This window comes from Pedobacter sp. GW821-FHT01D05 (assembly GCF_059422505.1).
This window is the reverse complement of sequence record NZ_JBWKXA010000002.1, coordinates 11901-34807: the sequence shown is the minus strand read 5'-3', so window position 1 is coordinate 34807 and position 22907 is coordinate 11901. Positions and strand designations below refer to the sequence as shown.

Annotated in this window: 16 protein-coding genes; all 16 read right to left on the bottom strand. The window is 39.1% G+C overall.

The window, feature by feature from the left end:
* Window positions 1-152: 152 nt before the first annotated feature.
* Window positions 153-701: a hypothetical protein gene (locus AC07VK_RS08325; protein ID WP_492963688.1), complete on the bottom strand. Its 549-nt coding sequence runs from the start codon at window positions 699-701 to the stop codon at window positions 153-155.
* Entirely contained in the window at window positions 701-1129 is a 429-nt protein-coding gene (locus tag AC07VK_RS08320; protein WP_494939794.1) for a hypothetical protein, read from the bottom strand. Before AC07VK_RS08320 ends, AC07VK_RS08325 begins: the two co-directional genes overlap by 1 nt.
* Window positions 1130-1526: 397 nt before the next feature.
* The gene (sov, locus tag AC07VK_RS08315) at window positions 1527-8726 is read right to left on the bottom strand and encodes a T9SS outer membrane translocon Sov/SprA (protein ID WP_492955980.1); all 7200 of its coding nucleotides are present in this window, start codon (window positions 8724-8726) and stop codon (window positions 1527-1529) included.
* An 11-nt stretch (window positions 8727-8737) separates the two neighbouring features.
* Window positions 8738-9322: a Holliday junction branch migration protein RuvA gene (gene ruvA, locus AC07VK_RS08310; RefSeq protein WP_492963686.1), complete on the bottom strand. Its 585-nt coding sequence runs from the start codon at window positions 9320-9322 to the stop codon at window positions 8738-8740.
* A gap of 6 nt (window positions 9323-9328) precedes the next feature.
* Window positions 9329-11644, bottom strand: coding sequence for an NADP-dependent malic enzyme (locus AC07VK_RS08305; RefSeq protein ID WP_492955979.1), 2316 nt, complete (start codon window positions 11642-11644; stop codon window positions 9329-9331).
* A 191-nt stretch (window positions 11645-11835) separates the two neighbouring features.
* Window positions 11836-13239, bottom strand: coding sequence for a lytic transglycosylase domain-containing protein (locus AC07VK_RS08300; protein WP_492963684.1), 1404 nt, complete (start codon window positions 13237-13239; stop codon window positions 11836-11838).
* A 190-nt stretch (window positions 13240-13429) separates the two neighbouring features.
* A complete protein-coding gene (gene gatA, locus AC07VK_RS08295; RefSeq protein WP_492963682.1) occupies window positions 13430-14848 on the bottom strand; it encodes an Asp-tRNA(Asn)/Glu-tRNA(Gln) amidotransferase subunit GatA in 1419 nt (472 codons plus the stop codon).
* 18 nt (window positions 14849-14866) lie between these two features.
* Window positions 14867-15067, bottom strand: a complete 201-nt coding sequence (locus tag AC07VK_RS08290) for a Sec-independent protein translocase subunit TatA/TatB (RefSeq protein WP_029287719.1) — start codon at window positions 15065-15067, stop codon at window positions 14867-14869.
* 10 nt (window positions 15068-15077) lie between these two features.
* Entirely contained in the window at window positions 15078-15437 is a 360-nt protein-coding gene (locus AC07VK_RS08285; RefSeq protein ID WP_492963680.1) for a Sec-independent protein translocase subunit TatA/TatB, read from the bottom strand.
* Between the two features lie 47 nt (window positions 15438-15484).
* On the bottom strand, window positions 15485-16780 hold the full coding sequence (locus tag AC07VK_RS08280; protein WP_492963678.1) for a murein hydrolase activator EnvC family protein: 1296 nt from the start codon (window positions 16778-16780) through the stop codon (window positions 15485-15487).
* A gap of 188 nt (window positions 16781-16968) precedes the next feature.
* Window positions 16969-17760, bottom strand: a complete 792-nt coding sequence (gene lolB1, locus AC07VK_RS08275; RefSeq protein WP_492963676.1) for a lipoprotein insertase outer membrane protein LolB1 — start codon at window positions 17758-17760, stop codon at window positions 16969-16971.
* Window positions 17738-19435 carry a tetratricopeptide repeat protein gene (locus AC07VK_RS08270; RefSeq protein ID WP_492963674.1) on the bottom strand — a complete coding sequence of 566 codons (1698 nt, stop codon included), beginning with the start codon at window positions 19433-19435 and terminating at the stop codon, window positions 17738-17740. The genes lolB1 and AC07VK_RS08270 overlap by 23 nt, the downstream gene beginning before the upstream one ends.
* Window positions 19436-19489: 54 nt before the next feature.
* A complete protein-coding gene (dut, locus tag AC07VK_RS08265; protein ID WP_492955973.1) occupies window positions 19490-19921 on the bottom strand; it encodes a dUTP diphosphatase in 432 nt (143 codons plus the stop codon).
* A gap of 94 nt (window positions 19922-20015) precedes the next feature.
* Window positions 20016-21506, bottom strand: coding sequence for an oligosaccharide flippase family protein (locus AC07VK_RS08260; protein WP_492955972.1), 1491 nt, complete (start codon window positions 21504-21506; stop codon window positions 20016-20018).
* A gap of 78 nt (window positions 21507-21584) precedes the next feature.
* Window positions 21585-21899, bottom strand: coding sequence for an acylphosphatase (locus AC07VK_RS08255; protein WP_492963672.1), 315 nt, complete (start codon window positions 21897-21899; stop codon window positions 21585-21587).
* Window positions 21900-21949: 50 nt separating this feature from the next.
* On the bottom strand, window positions 21950-22906 hold the full coding sequence (locus AC07VK_RS08250; RefSeq protein WP_492963670.1) for an NAD(P)H-dependent flavin oxidoreductase: 957 nt from the start codon (window positions 22904-22906) through the stop codon (window positions 21950-21952).
* Between the last annotated feature and the right edge of the window lies 1 nt (window position 22907).

The following is a 22907-nucleotide window of genomic DNA, read 5'->3' as shown; positions in this document are numbered from 1 at the left end:
AAATCATTTTTTAGCTCTTCGAAAAACTGATCTGTAAACTTTAATCTATGATAATCAGTATTTGAATAATCTAATAATGAGGATATAAACTAATGATGTTTAAAGTGAGGTTTTTGACAGAAAGTTGCCATTAAACACATTTTCATTCTTTGTTAAATATAATGATCTGTGAAAAGTATGTCCGAAATTTTTATCTCATATCGGAATAAGGGATCATCGTCTAGAATTGAAAACTCATCAACAACTTCATTTAAAATATCTCTGCTTAACCAAATTGCCCTAATTGCGTTTACTTTACTACATCTATAAATTTCATCGCAGATTTCTGATTCATTGGTGTTAACAAAATGAGGTTTTTCATATTCGTATCTTCCATCAATAAATTTTACACTATGTTGGTAGACCGAAAAATAATTAAAAACACTTAATTGACATATAAATCTTTTTTCTTCACTTATTTGTATAAGGAACCTTATGCATCGATCTTGATTAAAAAAATGTGTAAAGTTTTCAATTTTAATATTTGGGAAGCTATTATTCAGGTTATTTAAAAAAATAGTTGTAGCATTTGGATTTTCTTTCTCAAATTTTTTGATTTGCACATTGATATTTTCAGTAGTAGTGGCAGAACCCTGATCATAAAAAAAATCTCTTCGAAACAGATTTTTAATTATTTGGTAAATTTTTTCTTTTATATTCATTATTGACAATTTATTCCAGTTACCGGTGTATGAGGTGGAGTGCTTCCAGTTAATTTAGCACTAACTCTTGCTCCAGGTACTGCAGTTCCTAATTGTATCTGCATTAGTTTGGCAACAGTTCTGCCCAATGTACCAGATTTTATAAGAATTGTTAACCCTTTTGTTCCATAGCTTTTTTCCAATTGAACCATCGTCGTATTTGCAGCAATTGCTGCCTCCTTTGCAACAATTGAATTAGGCAGATCTCCAGGCACTCCAACTGTTAAATTAAAAATTCCTTTAGCAAATATGCTCCCTGTTGTAACAATATCCCAAATATTCTCCAAATAACTTTCAGGTAATACATTAATTGTTACATCTTTAATGGCTGCTTCTTTCCAGCCTCTAGAGTTTTGACTAGGATCTGGAATAACAACAGTTGAAAACACAAAACTTGATGAACACAATTTATTTTGTGGTTGAATTACTAAGGTTGGATCAACAGCTATATACTCTGGCCCAGTAAGTATTTTCTTAAAGGTTTCATCATATTCATTTGGATTTGTTATTAAATAACCAACTGCCCAACTAACAAATGCCTTGTTCTCTGGCGTTCGCCAATAGGCATTAATTTTTCCGTTCTATCGAAATTCACGAAATTTGGCTTCAAGAATCCTAATGATGTATTGGATAAATCTAGATTGATTTAGCTTAAACAAGAAACCAAGCAATTCGCCTCAGAAAACATCATATGTTCAGGTTCAACAGCGAAAATTTTATCAAGACGCTGAATAGCTCTACTGTAATCAAGTTCAGTTTTTAGGATTCTCCACTATTGCGCGTTTCCTAATTCAATGTAAACCTTAAACTAAACCCGAAATTACTGAATGAAGTATTAAAAGTCTGCGAAGTATAAGGTTTGGTAATATTCGAATCGTAAAACAATTTGATATTAAATTTCTGATTCAACACATAATCTACACTTGGCCTTAATGTAATGTTCTTTGCGCCTGAAGAAACTTCGGCTTCGGTAACATCGGCACGATAAATAACGGTTTTATTATCGCGGATAGCTACATCCAGTTTGAAATCCATGTTGTTATCCATTTTCAGGCTTTTAAACCATCCGAATGGGAAGCGGAATTTATTGGTACGGTAGCCTAATCCTAAAACCATATTATTTTCTGATAGCTGTGCCAGCTGGCTGTTTGATAAACTTAATCCCAATAAACGTGAACGGTTTAATTCGAAAGAAGCGGTCAGGTTATTTTTAAACCTGGTATCAACACCAACTAATGGAGAAAAATATTCTGAAATGGTTACCTGGGCAAACTGGTATTCCGGTAAAAAGTTATTGTTAACATCTCTACTGCTAACTGCACCATTGGTTTCCTGATAGCGCAATAAGGAGTTAAAGCCATTAATATTATAGGCAGAGCGGTAGCCGTGTCTGATATCGACAGACGAAAACTTATCGGCGATAAAAGGAATACGTGTTAAACCGCTATAGGTTAAACTCCAGTTTGGAAGGGGAATTTTAGGGAAGGCATTCATTTTCGTTTTTCCGGCATCTTTGCCCGAATAAGCGGCCATAAAAGCAGAAATAATTACATCCTGACTTTCTTTACCGTAACCATCGGCATAACTGCCGTTTACACCCCCTGAATTTGGATTCTGAGCACCCAATCTTCGAGAGATGATGATCCGATTGGCCATAAACTGATTAAACAGACCCGAAATTACTGTTGAGTTATTTTCCTTGAAAGCCGTACCCAAAGCAATGTACGACACGCTATAATCGCCCGTAGTGATGGCACTTAAGTTTTCGAACGATGATACACTGGCTACATACCTGAAATTGGTAGAAAAGTTTCTTGTTTGCGCCTTATTGGCTTTTAGCGTAATCCGTAAATCTTTAAATGGCTCTACCTGCCCGGTAAGCTGAAAATCTTCTCTGAGTGTGTTTACATACAGTTGGTTCTGCAAGGTATCGGTGGTTAACCATCCGTTGTTTAAGGCCATATCGCGAATATCGCGCTGACTTCCGAAAGCAAAACCCAAGCCTGGTGCACCAGTTGCATTATCGATACCAAAATACTTGGTGGTTGGCAGATAGCCCGGCAAGAAAATACCTTTGGTTTGTACAAAGCTGGCATTAACGTTTTTTACACTCGTTAATAGATTAATAAAAAATGTCTTGGCACCACTTCCTTCCTGATCGTTGCCTGCCTTTCTGATAAAACCAAACTTGTTGTACAAAGTAGTTAGGTTTAGTGTTGGATTTACCTGTACCGTTCTGCTGTTCTGTACCGTATTACCCAAATTAATATTCGGATCGCGTAAAGTAGAAAGCGGCTCGGTCTGCCAGTTAAAGTTGGTCCCATAACGGGTTTTTACGGTAATCCAGTTTAGTCCTGGTATTTTATCAATTGGCAGGTTATAGGTAACGTTTAAATTATGGTTATAATCGGTTGTACGCCCTAAACGTTTTAAGTTTTGCCAAACGGTATCGCGTTTTAAACCGTCAAGCCTTCCATCCGGTTCATCAATGATCGAATAATTGGTGGCATTAAAATCTAACTGTAACGAACGGGTAAGGTTCCAGGCGATACCATAAATCCGGCTCATGGTAAAGTTTTTGTTAAAGGTAGTGCCATAACCACTCTGGTAAACCCCGATGGTATTATTCGGATCGTTATTCCTTAAGGTATTTTCTGAATATAAACGGTCTACATCAATCCTGAAATTAATGGCACTTGGAAAAATACTGAAGTTAAAATCCTTCAGTAAAGCCAGCATGTTCGATTTAATAATCTTTTCAAACGGCGCTATTGTTTTGGCTTCTCTAGAATAACTGTACTGCAGCGATGCCCTATAGGTATTCTGAATACTACTCTGATTAATAAAATCTCGATGATTATATTGGGTGTAAGCATAACTTGCAGCAAAATTTTCAATATCCCATAGGCGGACAGGCTTACTGTTATTGGTGCGTTCTTTTCTAACGTTGGTAAAGTTTATGCCTCTTCTAACGGTATAATCCTGTGCGAAGTTTAAAATCGAATCTTTTTGTTCTTTCGTTGATTGGTTTAATGCATTTTTAAGCTCGATATCCGGTGTTCTAGGATTGTACTGAGGAGTAGAAACCTGTTTAGAGTAACTTACAAACATCGGGATTTTCACACCCGATTTTTGCGGCAGGAACTTACCTAATTCCATGGCAGAAGAAACATCAAGCAATACATTATCTGCACGGTTCCGCTCGCTCACTTTCGAATCGATAGATCCGAAACCGATGGTAGATTTACTTCCGGAAATATTTACATCTGCAAAATCAGCCAATTTTAAGTTCAATCTTCCGGTAGCTGCCCAACCGCCTTTTTCGTCAAATTCAGTTAACCTCAATTCGTTAAACCAAACCAGTGCATTTTTATCAAGGCCATCATCGTTCCGTTCATCACTGGCGGCACGGAGCGGATTTTTAATCCCCACCATGTACACCCTAACCTTGCTCATATCAGGTTGCCCTTTAACTACAATGGTTCTATTTCCGTCGGTATAGGTAAATGGAACATTTGTAGGCCATGGTTGTCCGTTGGCTTGTTTAGCTACGTTACGGGCGAGCTTGGCATTTTGGAAAAGTGTTAAATCAATATCCATTCTATTGGCTTCAGGCCAAATGGCATCAGGATCGCTTGTACCCGGATTGGTCACCTTTAACGGGATTACATATTCATAATAGTTATCCTGGTTATCGGTTCCGATTCTTAAGAATGCGGCAACATCATTATCATTTAAAATTTGGTTATTAACAGCCTCGGCATGAATAAACATTTCCAAATGTTTGTAAGATCTGAAATCGCTGTAGGCTGTTTTAAATGCCGCTCTACCATAGCCATCTCTTAACGATTTTACAATAACCGATAGCGATTGCTCATTTAAACGTGTATCGCCACGATAGTTGCTATAATCGCGCTCGCGAAGAATGCCCGGAGGGGTAACGTATGGAATCGGTGAACGTTTTCCATTTTCTTCGATGTTTACTGTCGAAACTTCAATAGTAGAATTATCAGGGGTAAGTGCAGGCAACGATGGATCGACGATTACCTGTGCAGCTTGGTTGGAAGCATTATATTCTCTCCACTCTCCACGGATTAACTGCAACTTGGCAAAACGCATCACAGCAGTATCAGCGAAATTGGTCATAAACATCCTGAAGAAACGGATCGATTTAAAATCCTGGATACCGCCTACTTTGTCCTGGTACTGACCGATCGGGATTCTGAATTGATACCATGAAACAGCCTGGGTATTTCCATTAGCCAATTTTACCTGCGAGGTAACCTTATCGGTAATAAAGTTCTGCCCAACATTTAAATCTCCCGGGCGGATCGAAACTTTATACTGAAAATACTCATCACTTTGCGTCATGTTATTATCGCGGTTGATGTCTTCCCCATCGGGTAAAGAAGTAGATGCAGAGTTTTCAAGTCCTAGTTCTTCTTGCGACTGTTGCGAAGTTTTAGAGTTTCCTTCAGTCCCGTTATATTTTTCGTAGCGTTTAAGAATCCCCGCATTGATCTGATCTAATGCCGGACCTCTGAAATAAGTATAATTATCTGATGATGGATCGGCATCAAGTGCGGCAGAAGCGGTGGCATTTAACTGCGATTTAATCTGCGTAATTGCCGCTGCAAATTTTACTTTTTCATCAGCATCTGATAGTCCATCCAAACCTACATCCTGTGCTCTACGCGAACTGGCATTGTTATCGAAAGCCTGTACAACGGGTTGCAGTTTTGGTACACGGCCCCAAGCTGTTTCTTCATATTTGCTTGGGTCGTTTGTGGCTGGCAAACCGTTTTCTAACGATTTCCGGCCATCTTTAAGAATATCTTCCGAGATATTTCCCAAGTTAAAATACATGTCGCCACCGGCAGAATTTGGTTTATAGATGAATGGATCCATTACCCAAAACTCAATAAAGCCTACATTTAAGGCTTCAAAATCGTTGGTTTCGATTTTTCTTTGGAAACCTCCCCAGTTATTTTTAGGCTGCAATAATGTCCCATCAGGCCTAAAGTCGGTAGTACGGAAATTATAAGGCCCTCTAACGGTTGGGTAATATGCCACATCGAAAGTGGTAATGTTTAAGGCCTGCCCAGTTGCCGTTTCTTTAAACGGAAAAACCTCTTGCTCAATTACCTCTCTCACATAGTGATTGGAAAGTTCTCCGCGGTTGCCCCTGATATTGGCCGGAGTGGTAGAAGCCGCAGAATTATAAAAAGTTGGGTCGATGTTATAAAATGCAATTCTTGCCCGATTGTAACCATAAGATAAATCGTTGGATTTATCAAATTCTGAGAAAAGCTGTGGCGTACCCGACAGCTGCCAGGCAATGGCACTCTTTAAATCGATTACCGATCTGGATGCTTCGAAATCATCTAAGTAACTTACCCCGTTTTTACTGCCGGCAAAATTCAATGCCCTTGGGTGGCCAGGAATCAATTGCGCAAATTCCCCATAAAACGTTACACTCGAAGGTGCTTTGGTTGAAATGAACGGAAGTTTATCAACCAGTTTTGTTAAAAATCTTGATGGTGAGCTATAGTTGATATCTGCTCCCCAAATGGTATTCGAAATGGGTTCTTCGCCGATGTTTACCTTTTGGGTTAAAGGTTTCTCGGTCAGGTTCATGATGGTACCGCCAAGGTTTAGTTTATTGTTTACACGGTAATCTAACCGGGTTCCAAAAAGTGATCGTTGCTGCAGGCCAAAGGTTTCACTGTTTTCAGTCGTAATCCGAATCGGCTGACCAGATACCAAAAGTGCCTGATTGATGATGCTCACCCGGCCACCCTGATAATCGACAGTAAAATCTATCCCCTCGGTTAATGGCATTGTTCCGGCAAAAACCTTTACCGATCCTTCCGGAACGTTAATGGCATTTAAACTGAATTCAGAAGAAATATCAGATTGGTAATTTACCTTAATGGTATACCTGTTCTGGTTTTGAAACAACTGCTTAGCAATGGTTTGTGTTGAATCGTAAAGCGCAGTAAAAGTATATTTATTGATCAGAGCCTGCTCACTCGGTAAAAACTTCGAAGCTAAATCTTTACCAAATGGCTCAATAACAGGGAAAATAATCCTTCCATTTGCCGGATCGATGGTGATATAACCCGAATTGGTATTGGTAACCAACGAAGTTTGCCCATTGCTGCCTACACCGAACATACTGGCTTGATTGGCATTGCTTGCAGTAGAATAAGCGCCAAAAGCATTATTTGCGGCCACGAAATCGAAAACCCCATCTGGCCTGCGTTCATTTTGCTGGTTCAAACGATCAAATTCGGTTAAGGCAATCCACTGCTTATTCGCAGTATTTTGTCCTTCAGTCATTACCGGGTTATCCACACCGGTTTCATTATCGATACGGTAAATATCAAGTTTAAAATTCTGACTGCTGATCTGGTACCCTCCGATAGAATAAATATTTTTCATCATCAGATCCCATGTTGGCAGTTGGATCTTGGTGGTTTCGTTCTTTAACAATTTGGCATAAAGCACCTTGGGATTAGCCGCATCGAAAGAAACATCGGTAGAAAACTCACCAACCTGATATTCAACACCGTTATAGGTATAGCGGTAGGCAACAGCTAAAACCTCATCGGCATTTAGCGGGTTGTTCAGCGATAAATAACCCAGTTGCGGCTGAAAGGTAAACTCACGCTCGGTTAACTTTCTGGCGTAAACCAGTTTAGCAAAGTTATCGGTATTGCTACTGTTAGCTGGCGTTGTCTGGAAGAAAGAAAGGACGGCATTTGAATTTGTCTGCCTTACAGCACCGCCCTGATAAGCATTTAACTGCGAGATCAGGTTGTTTGACTGTTGTGGGAAACCCGTAGCGGTAGTTCCTGCCGGCAAACCAGAAGTTCCTCCGGTAATTAAATTATTGTTAAAAGGAACATTTTCTCCCAAGTCCATCAAGCCCAATACATCTCTGGAATCAGTAGTATTACCTGCCTTATTGGTAATCCATACCTCAATTTTGGTAATCTGGATCGGAGAGGTGATAATAGGTGCGTTGGCCAGGTTTTTATTGTAGTTATTCCTAAAATATTGTGAGAGGAAATAGTGTTTGTTGGCCTCGTAGCTATCAATATTTACCGTGGTGGTATTTTGTTGCGCGCCATTGGTAATTTTAATTTCCCGTGATTGTGATTTTTGTTGCGTGTAAACACTTGTTACGTTTAAACGCCCGAATTTTAATTGTGTTTTAATACCGAAGAGGGCCTGGGTTCCGGTAATTAAAGAGGTATTTAAAGGCAGGCTTACGTTACCCGCTTCAATTTTCTGGATAATATCATCAGGTCCGCCGGTATAATCGAGCTTAATCTGATTTTCGAAATCAAACTGGGCCTCGGTATTGTAATTGCTTTTGATTTTTAGCTTGGTTCCGATATTACCAACCAGATCCATCTGGATTCTTTGGTTAAAATCGAAATTGGTCTGCACCCGCTGTCTTTCGTTAAAAAGCGGGTTTTCATTTTTATTTACCCGGCCTAAAAAGGTGAGTTCTGCCTCTCCACGGGGCTGAATATCAATGGTTGTTCCACCGAATAATTTTTCGAAAGCTTTGCTGTTTACCTGGATCTGTGGAATAATACCAGTGCTTCTGTAATCACTTACCTCTGCATTTGAAATGCTACGCCAGTTACCGCGTTTTATCTCACTGTTAACCAATCGCTGGTATTCATCAATGGTTAAGTATTGTGTGTTTAAAACAAATTTTTCGCCAATTAATTCCTTTACCACATAACGTTTATTCTTGGCATCGTATTCTACAACACGCTTTAAATTGCTAGGTGCCGGATAAAACGGATTAACTGCCGGACTAAGTCCTAAATGTTCTTTTTCTCGTAAACTAAAATTATTTTTTGGGGTAATAGTATCCGTTTTGCTTGGAACAACTTGAGAGAAGACGTTTTGAGAAGCAATTAAGAAAAGAGGGATGAGAAACAGAAATGTAGATATTCTCTTCAAAGGCAGTAGATCTATAAAGTTTTTAAAGCTTGTTTAATTAGTTGCTCTACCGAAAGTGTCCCCTCTGTCACTTTTAAAATCTGGTCAATAGTTTTTTCGGCGGTTTGTTTGGCGAATCCGAGCATTACCAATGCTGATAACGCTTCATCTTTAACAGTATTGTGTTGAGGCATAGAAATTAATGAATCTGCCCCTTCTTTTTTTAGTTTATCCTGCAGTTCTAAAACCAGGCGTTGTGCGGTTTTAGCTCCTAAGCCCTTAATCCTCTGAATTAGAGGCAAATCTGCTTTAACAATTGCGGTCTGGATTTCTATAGGTGTAATCGATGATAAAATCATTCTACCTGTATTTGGTCCAATTCCCGATACCGATATTAAGTGTAAAAATAAACGGCGTTCGCCTTCATCGGCGAAGCCGTATAATGTATGTGCATCTTCTTTTACATGCAGCCAGGTGTAGAGTTTACACCTTTCTGCATCAGCTAAAGCGCTGTATGTATTTAAAGAAATGTTTATATGATAGCCTATACCTCCGGCTTCAACCACAACATATGCTGGGTTCTTGAATGTCAATTTACCATCAATATAGGCGTACATGTAATTCTACTTTTTAGTTGTTTTTCCAAATATACCTTTTCGTTTGGATGTTGCAATTTCTTCTTTTGCTTGCACATCTACAACAGCAATGGTAACCATATTGACGATTTCGCGTACAGAACTACCTAATTGAACAATATGAACAGGTTTATTGAGTCCTAACAAGATCGGACCAACCGCTTCGGCACCGCCTAACTCTTGTAACAATTTGTATGCAATGTTTCCAGACTCCAGATTTGGGAACACCAAAGTATTCGCCGGAGCATCGGCCAAAGTGCTAAATGGAAAATTATCTTTCAGTAGTTCGTTGTTGATGGCAAAGTTTCCTTGCATCTCTCCATCCACAATTACCTCTGGGTGATTTTTATGCAGGAGGTTAACCGTTTCTCTTACTTTATTTGGTGTTACCCCATCATTTGAACCAAAGTTCGAATATGATAATAAAGCAATACGGGGTTTGATGTTAAACTGCTTAACAGATTTATCAAGCAATAACGTAATATCTACCAGCTCTTCTGCCGTTGGATCTACGTTCACAGTAGTATCGCCAAAGAAAACAGGTCCTTTTTTGGTCATCATCATGTACATACCAGCAACGCGTTTTACACTCGGATCAACACCGATTACGTGTAAAGCAGGTTTAATGGTAGATCCATAATTTTTGGTCAGACCAGAAATCATCGCATCTGCTTCGCCAAACTCAACCATCGATGCACCATAGTAATTACGGTCTCTCAATAATTTAGTCGCATCAGTTAATGAAACCCCTTTACGCTGACGTTTTTGATAAAGCGCCTCGGCATATTGTTTGGTTTTATCAGGATTTTGCATCTGATCGATGATCTCAACACCTTCTAACTCTAAACCGTGCTCATCAATAATCGCCTGTATTTTATCTTTATTTCCTAAAAGGATCGGAATAGCGATGTTCTCATCGTTAACAATCTGTGCGGCCTTTAAAATCTTGTAATTATCGGCTTCAGCAAATACAACTCTTTTTGGATCTGTTTTAGCTTTGGTCGTAATGGCACGCATAATGGCATCATCCAGGCCTAAACGTTTTCTCAGTTCTTCGCTATAGGCATCCCAATCGGTAATAATTTTACGGGCTACGCCACTTTCAATTGCTGCTTTAGCAACTGCGATAGAAACTTCGGTAATTAACCTGAAATCAACAGGTTTTGGGATAATATATTCTTTACCAAATTTAAGGTTACGCGCATTGTAAGCTAAGTTTACAGCCTCTGGAACAGATTTTTTAGCTAATTCTGCAATGGCTTTAACAGCAGCGATTTTCATCGGCTCGTTAATACCTGTTGCACGAACATCAAGCGCCCCACGGAAAATATAAGGGAAACCTAAAACGTTGTTCACCTGGTTCGGATAATCAGAACGGCCGGTAGCCATAATAATATCTTTACGGGTTTTAATCGCCAGTTCGTAGGCAATCTCCGGATTAGGATTAGCCATTGCAAAAACGATAGGGTTTTTGGCCATCGAAGTCAACATTTCTGCTGTAACACAATCTGCTGATGAAAGGCCGATAAATACATCTGAATCTTTCATGGCTTCTGCCAAAGTGTTGATTTTTCTATCGGTAGCAAATTCAGCTTTAATATCATCAAGCACTTCGCGGTCTTTACGGATCACACCAGAACGGTCGCACATCACGATGTTCTCTTTTTTAGCGCCCAAAGAAACGTAAAGTTTGGTACAAGAAATTGCAGCGGCACCAGCACCATTAACTACAATTTTGATCTTATCCATTTTTTTCTTGAAGATTTCGCAAGCATTCAATAATGCCGCAGCTGAAATAATCGCTGTACCATGTTGATCATCATGCATTACCGGAATGTTCATTTCTTCCTTTAAGCGACGCTCAATCTCGAAACATTCCGGAGCTTTGATATCTTCTAAGTTAACACCACCAAATGTTGGCTCTAATGCCTTAACAATTTTCACAAAATCATCAACATTTTTGGTATCCAACTCTAAATCGAATACATCGATATCAGCGAATATCTTGAAAAGTAAACCTTTTCCTTCCATTACAGGTTTACCTGCTTCGGGGCCGATATCGCCTAAGCCTAAAACGGCTGTACCATTACTAATTACCGCAACCAGGTTACCCTTCGCGGTATATTTATAAACATCTTCTTTATTTTCTGCAATCTTCAAACACGGCTCTGCAACGCCAGGGGAATACGCTAAAGTTAAATCTCTCTGCGATGTTGTAGGTTTTGTGGGTACTACTTGTATCTTTCCTGGACGGCCTTGCGAGTGGTAATCAAGCGCATCTTGCTTTCTAGTGGTCTTACTCATTACGTAACTTATTAGTGACGGGGGCAAAGGTACAATTCTTTTTATGAGGCATAAAATAAAAAGCCCTTCAAAAAAGTTAAATAAGACGTTACATTAAGCTGCCGTTACACTAATTGGGTTAAACCAAGCATTGTTGATAGAATTTCAGATTATTTGATCAAAAAATGAATGCCATTGTCAGATTTACCCTGTTATCCTCTACTGATTTTCAGGATCATTCCTACTTGCAAACCGGCCTTTGATAAACGGTTATCTCTTCTGATGCTCTGAACGGTTGCACCGTCAAATTTTTCTGCAATTTCAGACAGGGTATCTCCAGTTTTAACCTTGTAACTTAAAAACGACAATGGCGCTTTTAATGGCATCCAGTTTTTGGCATAAATCTTTAGTTTTTGTCCAGGCACCAGCGTTTTGCTTTTTAAACCGTTCCAAACCCTTAAATCCTGTACCTCTACACCATATTTATCGGCAACAGTTGTTAAGCTCTGTCCTGAGCTAACTTTATGATAAACCACGGAGGATGTAGCTATACTTTTAGTTTTTTTCTTTCTTAAATCTCTTACATCATCGGTACTGGCGGCTACTACTTTCATGTTCACATCCACCTCCTGATTGTTGAGCACATCATAAATACCTGCGTAGTCGATATCCCTTAACTTGGGCATTACAATACGCTTCGGCTCATCATCGGTACCGTTTACAATCTTTTTCTTGTACGACGGGTTTAAGGCCATAATTGCCGCTTCATCAATATTTAACACTTTTGCAAGCGTAGACAGCGACACGAAACGGGTAGTTTGAACGGTATCGGTTTTTAAGAACATGCTCGAGGCTTGTGCGGTAATCTGATGTTTGGCAGAATAATTCATTACATAAACTGCGGCGATAAATGCCGGCACATAATTTCTGGTCTCTTTAGGTAAAAACTGTCTGATTACCCAAAAATCCCTCGATCCTGCTTTATCAATAGCCCGGTTAACATTCCCCTTTCCGCAGTTATAAGCGGCGATGGCCAACAGCCAATCGCCAAGCTCTTCAAAAGCATCTCTAAAATAAGCTGCCGCTGCATAACTGGCCTGGATGGGATCTTTACGTTCGTCCACAAAGTTATCCATCTTTAGGCCATAGGCCTTACCAGTGCCGAACATAAACTGCCAGATACCTGTTGCCCCTACTCTGGAAATGGCATGCGGATTCATCTGTGATTCGACAATGGTTAAATATTTTATTTCCTGCGGAATATTATAATCCTTTAATGCTTTATCAAAAATAGGGAAGTAATAGCTCGATAAACCGATCATTTTCCCGAACATATCTTTACGCTTGGCATAAATATCGATATACTGCTGCACGTACTCGTTGTAAGGAAGAGGTACTGTTTTAGCGATAGAATCGAGCCTGAGTTTATAGATAAAGTTCTGCCCCATGGTTAATGGGTTTTCTGAAACAACCGGTACAGCTACGGTATCGGTATTGATAAAAATGTTGTTGTGAATCTTCGGAAGACTATCCAGTTTGAGCGTTTGTTGCGCGGAAGAGGAAGAAATGTATCCTAAACAAGCACAAATTGAAGCAAAAAGTAATTTTTTAATCATGGGCTATTGGTTCAAATTTTCATTAACCGTGGCCTGTGTCCTCACAAACCTTTATACATATTCCTTCTTCTTTCCATAATTAGGAAAAGAGTAAGAATCTGCGAACCTTCTAGACAACGCCTAGAAAAACAGTTAATAAAATGCCATTGCCATACTTAACTATGCGCCGTAACTCGCAATGACGATAAAACTATGATAAAAATGCCTGAGAAAAAGCCAGAAGCTTATCTTCCTCAAAATGTTTGGCTGTAAACTGTATACTTAACGGCAATCCTGCTGCATTATTGCCTAGTGGTAAAGCAATAGCTGGATTTCCGCTTAAAGAAGGTAATACGGTAAAAATATCGGCCATATACATCACAATTGCATCCTGAACATTATCGCCAATTTTAAAAGCAGCTGTTGGTGCCACAGGAGAAAGAATTAAATCATAATCCTGAAACAAAACATCCATTTTTTCTCTGATCAACCGGCGAACCTGCTGTGCTTTTTGATAGTAAGCATCGTAATATCCCGCACTTAAAACGAAAGTACCTAAAAGGATGCGGCGTTTTACTTCCTCGCCAAAACCTTCGGCGCGGGATAATTTATAAAGCTCATTTAACGATTTCGCCTCCAGGTTACGATGCCCGTAATGAACGCCATCATAACGCGAAAGATTTGAAGAGGCTTCGGCCGTTGTTAAGATATAATAGGCCGGAACCAGATAATCCAACAGATCAAAAGAAACATACTCAACAGTATGTCCATCTGATTTGAGCTGCTCGATTGATTTTAAAATAGCCGATTTGATTTCGGGATCGAGGGCTTCGCTCTCAATAGTTTCTTTTAATACCGCTATTTTTTGTTTTTTACGCTCGTTTAAATGAGCAGGGTAATTGGGCACTGCACTTGAAGAAACAGTAGAATCGTAATCATCAGCGCCGGCTAAAACCTGTAAAAGCAAGGCAGTATCTTCAACTGAAGAGGTAATTGGCCCAACCTGGTCAAAAGAAGAAGCATAGGCAATAACACCATACCTTGATATACGCCCATAAGTAGGTTTAAGCCCAATCTGGCCGCAAAATGCAGCCGGCTGTCTTACCGAACCACCGGTATCAGTACCCAGGGCAGACAAACACATATCAGCCTGAACGGCTACAGCTGAGCCACCTGAAGATCCACCGGGAACAAGGTCGGGATTTGCAGCATTTTTAGCAACCCCATAGTACGAAGTTTCATTAGAGCCGCCCATAGCAAACTCATCACAGTTTAAGCGACCGATAATAACGGCATCTTCCTGTAACAATCGCTGCACAACGGTAGAAGAATATGGAGATACAAAACCTTCGAGCATTTTTGACGATGCAGTAACGATATGGTCTTTATAACAGATATTATCTTTAATACCAATTACCATTCCTGCAAGTTTACCTGCAGTACCTTCTTCTATTTTTTGCTGTATCGCTTTAGCCTGAACTTCGGCCGATAAAAAAAACACCTCATTAAATGCATTGAGGTGTTCATTATTTTCAATTTGCTTAAAATAATAAGCCAATAAATCGGGTAAAGTTAATTGCTTTTGCGCAATGAGTGTTTGAATCTCTTTAAGAGAGCTGTATTTCTTCAAAACTAAAAATTATTGCAATTAAACGGTTTTATCACGGTTAGACGGATCTACCTGTTCCCCATCAACGCCATCTTTACCATCTTTAAATTCTTTAACACCTTTACCTAAACCTCTCATTAGTTCAGGAATTTTTTTACCACCAAATAATAACAATACCACTACCGCAATAATGATAATTTCTGGTGTTCCAAGCATTGCTGCTATTGTTGTATTTAACATAACTTTTTGTTTAAACTTTTTCTTTGTCAGTTATAATTTTTTCGTCAACTGGTGTGCTGGTTTCAGTATGCCCTGCACTGGCCTCTACCTTTTCATCAACAGATGGTTCTTCTGTTGGATGATGGCGCTGACTATGGTTTACCGCTGTTTCTTCTGCTTCTTCTTTATCTAAATCCATTGCATTGATATTTCTATGGATTTCACGCTTAACACCATCAGAGGCATCTTTGAATTCTCTGATCCCCTTCCCTAGTCCTCTTGCAAGTTCAGGTAATTTTTTACCTCCGAACAACAATAGAACCACCACTAAAATGAGCACGATCTCTGATCCACCCATATTTAAAAACTCTAATAACGTGCCTTGATACATCACTAATATAATTTATACAAATATAGACATTTTAACTTGTCTTAAGTTTATTTACTAATCCAGGCTTCGGGATTTAAAGTTCCCTGGCCTCTTCTAATCTGGAATTTTAAAATGGCGTCGTCACCAGTATTTGCCACAATCCCGATAGCCTGTTTGGTTTCAACCAAATTACCTACACTCACACTAACCGATCTTAAGTTTTGGTACACTGTAAAGTACTCACCGTGGTTAATTACTACGGCAGTTCTACCCATAATATTTTGCACCATAACAACCTTACCTGCAAATATACTTCTAACAGTTGCCCCATCAGTTGTGGTGATATCTACTCCATCGTTGGTATAACTTGCCTGGTCGATCTTATGTAAACCAAACCTTTCGGTTATTGTTCCTGTTGCTACCGGCCAAGGTAATCTTCCTCTGTTATTTTCAAAACCTGCCGATAATCTGGCTGCCTCAGGTGTTGCAGTAAGCAACTCTCCTGTCGATTTTGCTTTAGCAGTTGGTGTAGCTGGTGCAGTAGGTGCAGGTCTATTTTCCGCCTTGGCTTTTGCAGCCGCAATCCGTGCTTCTTCAGCCGCTTTTCTTCTTGCCTCTTCCGCGGCCTTCCTTCTCGCTTCTTCAATTGCCCGCTGTATTGCAGCACTAATGGCCCTGTCTATCTGGGCCTGTTGTTTTTTACGGCTGGTAATATCCTGTTTAAACTGTTTTTCGTCCTTGCTCAGTTTGTTTAATTCTACTGATTGTTTACTTTTATCTTTACTTAAACGCTCACGCTCTCTTTCCTGTTCCTTCAACAGATCACTTTTTTCCCTGAGTGTTTTATCCAGGACTTTGATTTTGCCATTCAGGTCTTGCTGTGTATTTTCAATGTATCCGGCCTGTTTTTTACGGTATTGACTAAACTGCTGTAAATACTTTATTCTTTTATATGCCTGGTTAAAATCTTTCGCCGCAAAAATGAACATCATTTTATCGTACGAATTTCTGTTGCGCTGTGCAAAACGGATCATTCCCGCATACTCTTTTTTAAGATCGCCCAACTGACCTTGTAACGTATGTACGGTATTTGTGTTCTGAGAGATTTGGTTATCCAGATTTTTTATTTCAGAGTTGATTGTGCCGATTTTATCCTGGCGCAACCTAATCTGGGCATTTATCGTATTAATCTGCTGTATAGTAAGCTTTTTACCACTGGCAGTTTTATTCAAATTCTTTTGAAGCTGTTCAATTTCGCGTTGTATAGCTTCTTTTTTCCTTCTGAGCTGGCTTTCAGTTTGTGCAACCGCCGAAAGGGTTAACACGCTTAAAAAAAGGATAAATAGGAGTTTTTGTAGCTTCATTAAGCCAAAAGTATAAAAATTTTGTAGTAAAAAATATTAAAATCGAGATACTAAAGTCATAATTGCTTATTACAGAACTGTCTTCACTCAATCTTCATACATAACAAAGATTGCCAGAGCAGCTGTACTAATGCAGTACTTACCTGCCGGCAAATCATTGATAGAATATTTGAATGGAGTTTTTAAGCCTACTTTACAACCGTAAATCTCTTTGGTACATTAAACGGAAAATCGACAGGAACATTGCCATCAATTTTCACAAACTGTAGGTCGATGTTTATCCGCTTTGCTTTAGATAGTGTTTTGATCTGCAATGCGCTAGGAAATAATGACTCGTTTAATTTTTGATAGTCGGTATAGGTAACTTTTAGCGCCTGGCCGTTTTTAGCATCATTTAAATTGGTTTCAGCCACTTTGAAAAGTGTGTTAAAAAGCAATTTGTAATCTAATTCCGATTTGCTTCCAGAAACCACCCAAACACCATTTTCCTGTTTAACATCCGATTCTGCTGTTAAAAACTCGCCCATGGCATTGCCCGTTAAAATGGATTGTAGGGTGTTAAAGTTAACCTGTTTGTTGGTGAAATTATAAATATAACTAAACGGTTTTTTCAGGTATTCGCTTTTCATGCGGTTCATGATCTTGATGCTATCGGGCGTAATCAAAGCCCTTGCCACCTCTGCCATTCCACCTAAGGCCGTAATGCTTACCCAAATGGTTTCCTTGTCTTTCATCTTGAAATTCATGGTTACGTCGTTTGCATCGCCGGCAATATCTAAAGTTGCTTTTGCTTTTAAAGAAAGTGTATTAAATTTAAGTTGTTTGCTATTTAGTAGTGTTAAAGCTTCTGCTTTCGAATTATCAGTTTTGGTTTCTGTTTTGGTAGGAGGAGCCACTACAATTTCTTTTTTAGGTTTACATGCTGAAACAAAAATTACAGCTCCTAATAGGAATGCGCTATTTAAAATACTTCTTTTCATTTATCTTTTTAATTAATACTTCTGATCCGTTTCCGGCCTCTTTTGCTTTTTGCCATTGAATTAACGCTGCATCCTTTTCACCTTTCATAAAAAGTATATCGCCATATCGCTCCAAGTAAACACCGTTTTTACTGCTATTGTTTTGCAAAGCCTTTTCGATCCATGTTTTCGCCAGATCGTATTTTTGCTGTTTAAACAGAATAAAGGCGTAAGTATCTACAATTGAAGGATTATTAGGCATTGCATTGGCCGCTGTTTCTGCATATTTCGCCGCTTTGGTTAAGTCGTCATTTCTTAACGCCAAATAATAGGCATAATTATTTATGATGAGGTAATTATCGGGCTCTGTTGAAATGGCTTTTTCGAAAGCTGTTTTAGCTAAGGCAAAATTATTCTGGTTGATGTAGATATCGCCCTGTAGCGCATAAATCTGCGCCTGCAGGCTCTTATTCTCCACATCCAGCTGTAAGGAGGTTTTTAAATTGCTTTGAGCAGGATCGTACTTACCTGTTTTAAACAGGGCATAAGCCATATAATAATATAAGCTGGCCTGATTGGGATAAATGCTTAAAGCCTCATCGCCAACCTTTATGGCTTCCTCATAATGCCCGAGCAGTGTTTGGATATTAATGACCTGCTCCCAAACTACATAAACCTGTTCATTAAGTTTTAAAGCAGCCTGATATTGGGCCAATGCATCTTTTAAATGATTCTGCTGATAAAGTACATCGCCATAAAGTGCCAATGCTTTTGCATCAGCCGGATTTTTTTCTGCAACCAGCTTACTTAGTTCAGTTACATGTTTGGCAACAATGGGTTGGTTAAGTTTCGGAAAAAGTGCGGCGATAATCTTCACCTTTTCCGTAAGGGGCATTTCATTGCTTTCGAAAGCCAATTTTAAGGAGGAAAATGCGGCTTCGTCATTTTTCTGCTTGCGGTAAATATCGGCCAAAGCCAGGTTTACCTCAAAATTATTGGGCTCGAGCTGCTGTGCTTTGGTTAACACCTTTAATGCTTCCGGATCATTTCCCTTCTGCAAAAGCAAACCTGCAGCATATAAATAGTTCTTTACATCAGCCTGGTTACCTTCCAATAACTTTACAATATCACTTTCGGTGGCATTGCCGTTAGATTGCAGACGCTTTCTGGCGTTTACCAAATCTCTCGATTCGCCAAATTTAGCCTGGATTTCCTCATAGGTCTTTTTTGCGGCATCTAGCTGATTGCCTAAGAACTGCGCATTGGCCTTATCAAAATAATAGGCATCGTTTTCAGGATCGAGGCGAATCAACTGATTAAAAACCTCAATAAGTTCGGGCATTTTATTGGTGCGCTTGTATACCTCACCGAGTAAACGCCAGTACCATAAATTGCCGGCGTTTAATTTAATTGCCTGTTTTATGTTCTGTTCAGCTTCCGGGAGTTTATCTAAACGCAGGTTTGCATTGGCCAGCTCGAAATAGGCCGCGTGGTTATTCGGATCTAAACCAACAATTTTATTGAAATTGGTTGAGGCAACAACATAATTTTCAGACATTTTCTCCCGTAGGCCCGCAAAAAACAGTTGTTTTACCATATTGCTATCGCGATTGGTACTTGGCGCAACCGTTCCCTGCCCAAAAGCCTGGAAGCTCACTAAAGTAGCTCCAACAAGAAAATGTACTTTGTATTTCATGTTATTTTATCCATCCAAAAATTAACTTCAAACTGAAAACCGTGAACTCCAAACTTATTTCCCCGTATGTCCGTAGCCACCTTCGCCCCGTGCAGTTTCCCCTAATTGTTCAACGGTTTGCCAGCTAACGGTTTCGTGTTTTGCCACAACCATTTGTGCAATTCTATCGCCATTAACGATTTTAAAATCTGTATCTGATAAATTTACCAATAAAACTTTTATTTCACCACGGTAATCAGCATCAATTGTACCAGGCGCATTTACAATGCTAATACCATGTTTATAGGCCAGTCCGCTTCTCGGTCTGATCTGTGCTTCGTAGCCAACCGGCAATTCAATAAACAAACCTGTTGGCACCAGTAATCTTTGTAAAGGTTTCAATATCATTTCTTCTGTTATTGATGCCCTCAGATCCATACCAGCTGCATGCGCAGTTTCATATTGTGGAAGTGGGTGTTCGGATGCATTGATAATTTTTATTTCCATTTTTTTATTGTTGGGTACTTTAGGGTAATGGCTTATAGATCATGGTTTGATGGCCATTGACCATTAACTATGAACCTAACGCAAAAGTCTCTAATTAACCTCTTTTTAATATTTTCATTAAATCATTCTTTTCGAAATAAGCAATGCCTGCAACAAAAACAATTAACATGGCATTGCCAATATAAATGTTTCTATTGAATACGAAAAACGAAGAGAATACCAGTATGATAGAAATGATTAAATAAGCTAAAATCTTTTTAAGGTTATAGGGGATTGGATAATATTTCTGCCCGAGGATGTACGAAATAATCATCATTGTTCCATAGGTTGCCATCGAAACCCAGGCAGAACCCATGTAACTAAACTTTGGAATCAATATAATATTGAACACAATGGTAATAAAAGCTCCAATTAAAGAGATATACAATCCAAACCTGGTTTGATCAGATAACCTATACCAAATAGAAAGGTTCATATAAATGCCTAAACACACATATCCTACCAGTAAATAAGGAACTGCGGGCAAACCGACCCAATACTCGGCCAGGTGTTTTGCATCCCGGCTGATAAAGTATTTGAGGATTTCGATATTTGCAGTAAGCGCCACAAAAAGAATGGAAAGTGCAATTACAAAATACTCCAGAATTTTTGCGTAAGTAATTTTTGCGTTTTCATTTTTGGCATAGCTGAAGAAAAATGGCTCTGCTCCCAATCTAAAAGCCATATTAAAAATACTCAGGAATATAGCCAGCTTACAAACAGCACCATAAATACCAACTTCTGCTTCAGTTGTGTATCGATCCAAAAGTATTTTATCCAGATTTTCATTAACGATGAAAGATAAATTTGCGATCAAGACAGGCCAGCTGTAAGAAAGCATTTTTTTAAATAAATCGCGGTCAAATTTAAACTGAACCTTTAAAAATTCTGGCACTAAAAGCAAAAAGGTAAGGGCACTTGCTACCAGATTGGCGATAAACACATATCCAACCCATTTATCGCGAAACCAACTTTGAAAGAAAGCTGCACCAGGTAAATCGTGTTTAATGATCAGTGGAATACCATAGATGAAAAACAGGCTTAAGAGCACATAACTTAAGATATTCACAAATTTAATGATGCTATATCTAAAAGGCTTTCCGTCAGCCCTGATCCTGGCAAAAGGAATTACACAGATTGCATCCGAAAACAAGAGCCAAAGAAAATACTGCACATATCTTTTTTGATCCTGATAGTGCGACATATTACTGTTTAACAACCATTTGGTAATCGGTTCGGTAAGAACAAGGCCAGTAATTAAAAACAATGTGGATATAAAGGCAACGATCAGGAAAGAATTGTTATAAACCTGCTGTTTTTTATCTTCATGTTTATTGAGATATCTAAAAAAAGTAGTTTCCATTCCAAAGGCCAGTATGGCATTTATCATAGATGCATAAGCATACATTTTGGTAAAAACACCTAATGCACTTGCGCCGTAACTTCTGGTAAATATTGGGGTTAAGATGAAATTGAGTAACCGCGAGGCAATGGTACTGATACCATAAACCATGGTTTGCCCAAGAAACTTTTTATATACAGACATTTATGATTGAGATTTGAGTATTGCGTATTGAGATAAGTTCCTTAGCAGAACAATATAGCAATCCAACAATTCAGCAATTTATTTTCTTAAGATTTCAAAATTACGATAGTTTTTTACTTCACCATCGCTTACCGCCACATTTTCTACACGCGAGCGATCAGGCCCTTCGTGGCACCAGTTTACAAATTCTTCCAGAAAAATGTCTTCGCCTTCTGCTTCGATATAAACCGATCCGTCTTTTTCGTTCTTTACAAAACCCGTTACCATCATTTGGTTGGCAATAATTTTTGTGGTTTCCCTAAAGCCAACGCCCTGCACTTTACCGGTTATAACTATATTGAGGTGTTTCATCCCTAAATCCCCTTGAGGGGACTTTATATTTTTTTCGCTCATGCTAAAATTTATTGTTGCAAAGTTAGTAAAGCAATTTTGTATCCCTATGTTTATAAGCCCAATTCATTTTGTAAACTGTTAAATCTTTGCAGTTCGGACCTAAAACCTAACCATATTTCTTCGAGGATTTCTTTTGCAGGTTTAATTTCATTCAGCATAGCTGAAATCTGACCGATTTCGAGTTCTCCATTTTCCATGTCGCCCTCAAACATGCCCGCTTTTGCCCTTGCTCTGCCCAAAAGCTCTATTAAGCGGCCTCGATCTGCTCCTTCAGCTTCTGCTACCGATATCGCTTCAGCAAATTCATTTTTCAGCAGCCGCACTGGAACCACTTTTTTCATGGCCAGCTTAGTATCCCCTTCAGCAGCAGCAATAATTTTATTTTTAAATGCCGGATGGGCTGATGATTCTTCGGCAACGGCAAAAGCCGAACCGATCTGAACGGCATCAGCGCCTAAAGCAAACGCCGCCAACATGGCTTTTCCACTCCCAATGCCGCCAGCTGCAATGACAGGAATTTTAACAGCGCCCCTTATCATCGGAATTAAACACATGGTGGTGGTTTCTTCTCTCCCGTTATGTCCACCTGCTTCAAAGCCTTCGGCAACGATGGCATCAACGCCAGCTTCCTGCGCTTTTATGGCAAATTTTGTATTGGCAATTACATGAACAACAGTAATACCCTTTTCTTTTAAAAAACTGGTCCATGTGGTAGGATTACCAGCAGAAGAGAATACAATTTTTACTTTTTCCTCAATCACCACATCTATAATTTCCTGAATATTAGGATAGAGCAATGGAATATTAACACCAAACGGAAGATGAGTTGCTAATTTGCACTTTTGAATATGTATTCTTAAAACATCAGGATACATTGAACCGGCTCCAATAATGCCAAGACCTCCTGCATTAGAAACTGCCGATGCCAATCTCCACCCACTGCACCAAACCATCCCGGCCTGAATAATAGGGTATTTAATATTGAAAAGTTTACAAATTGGATTCATA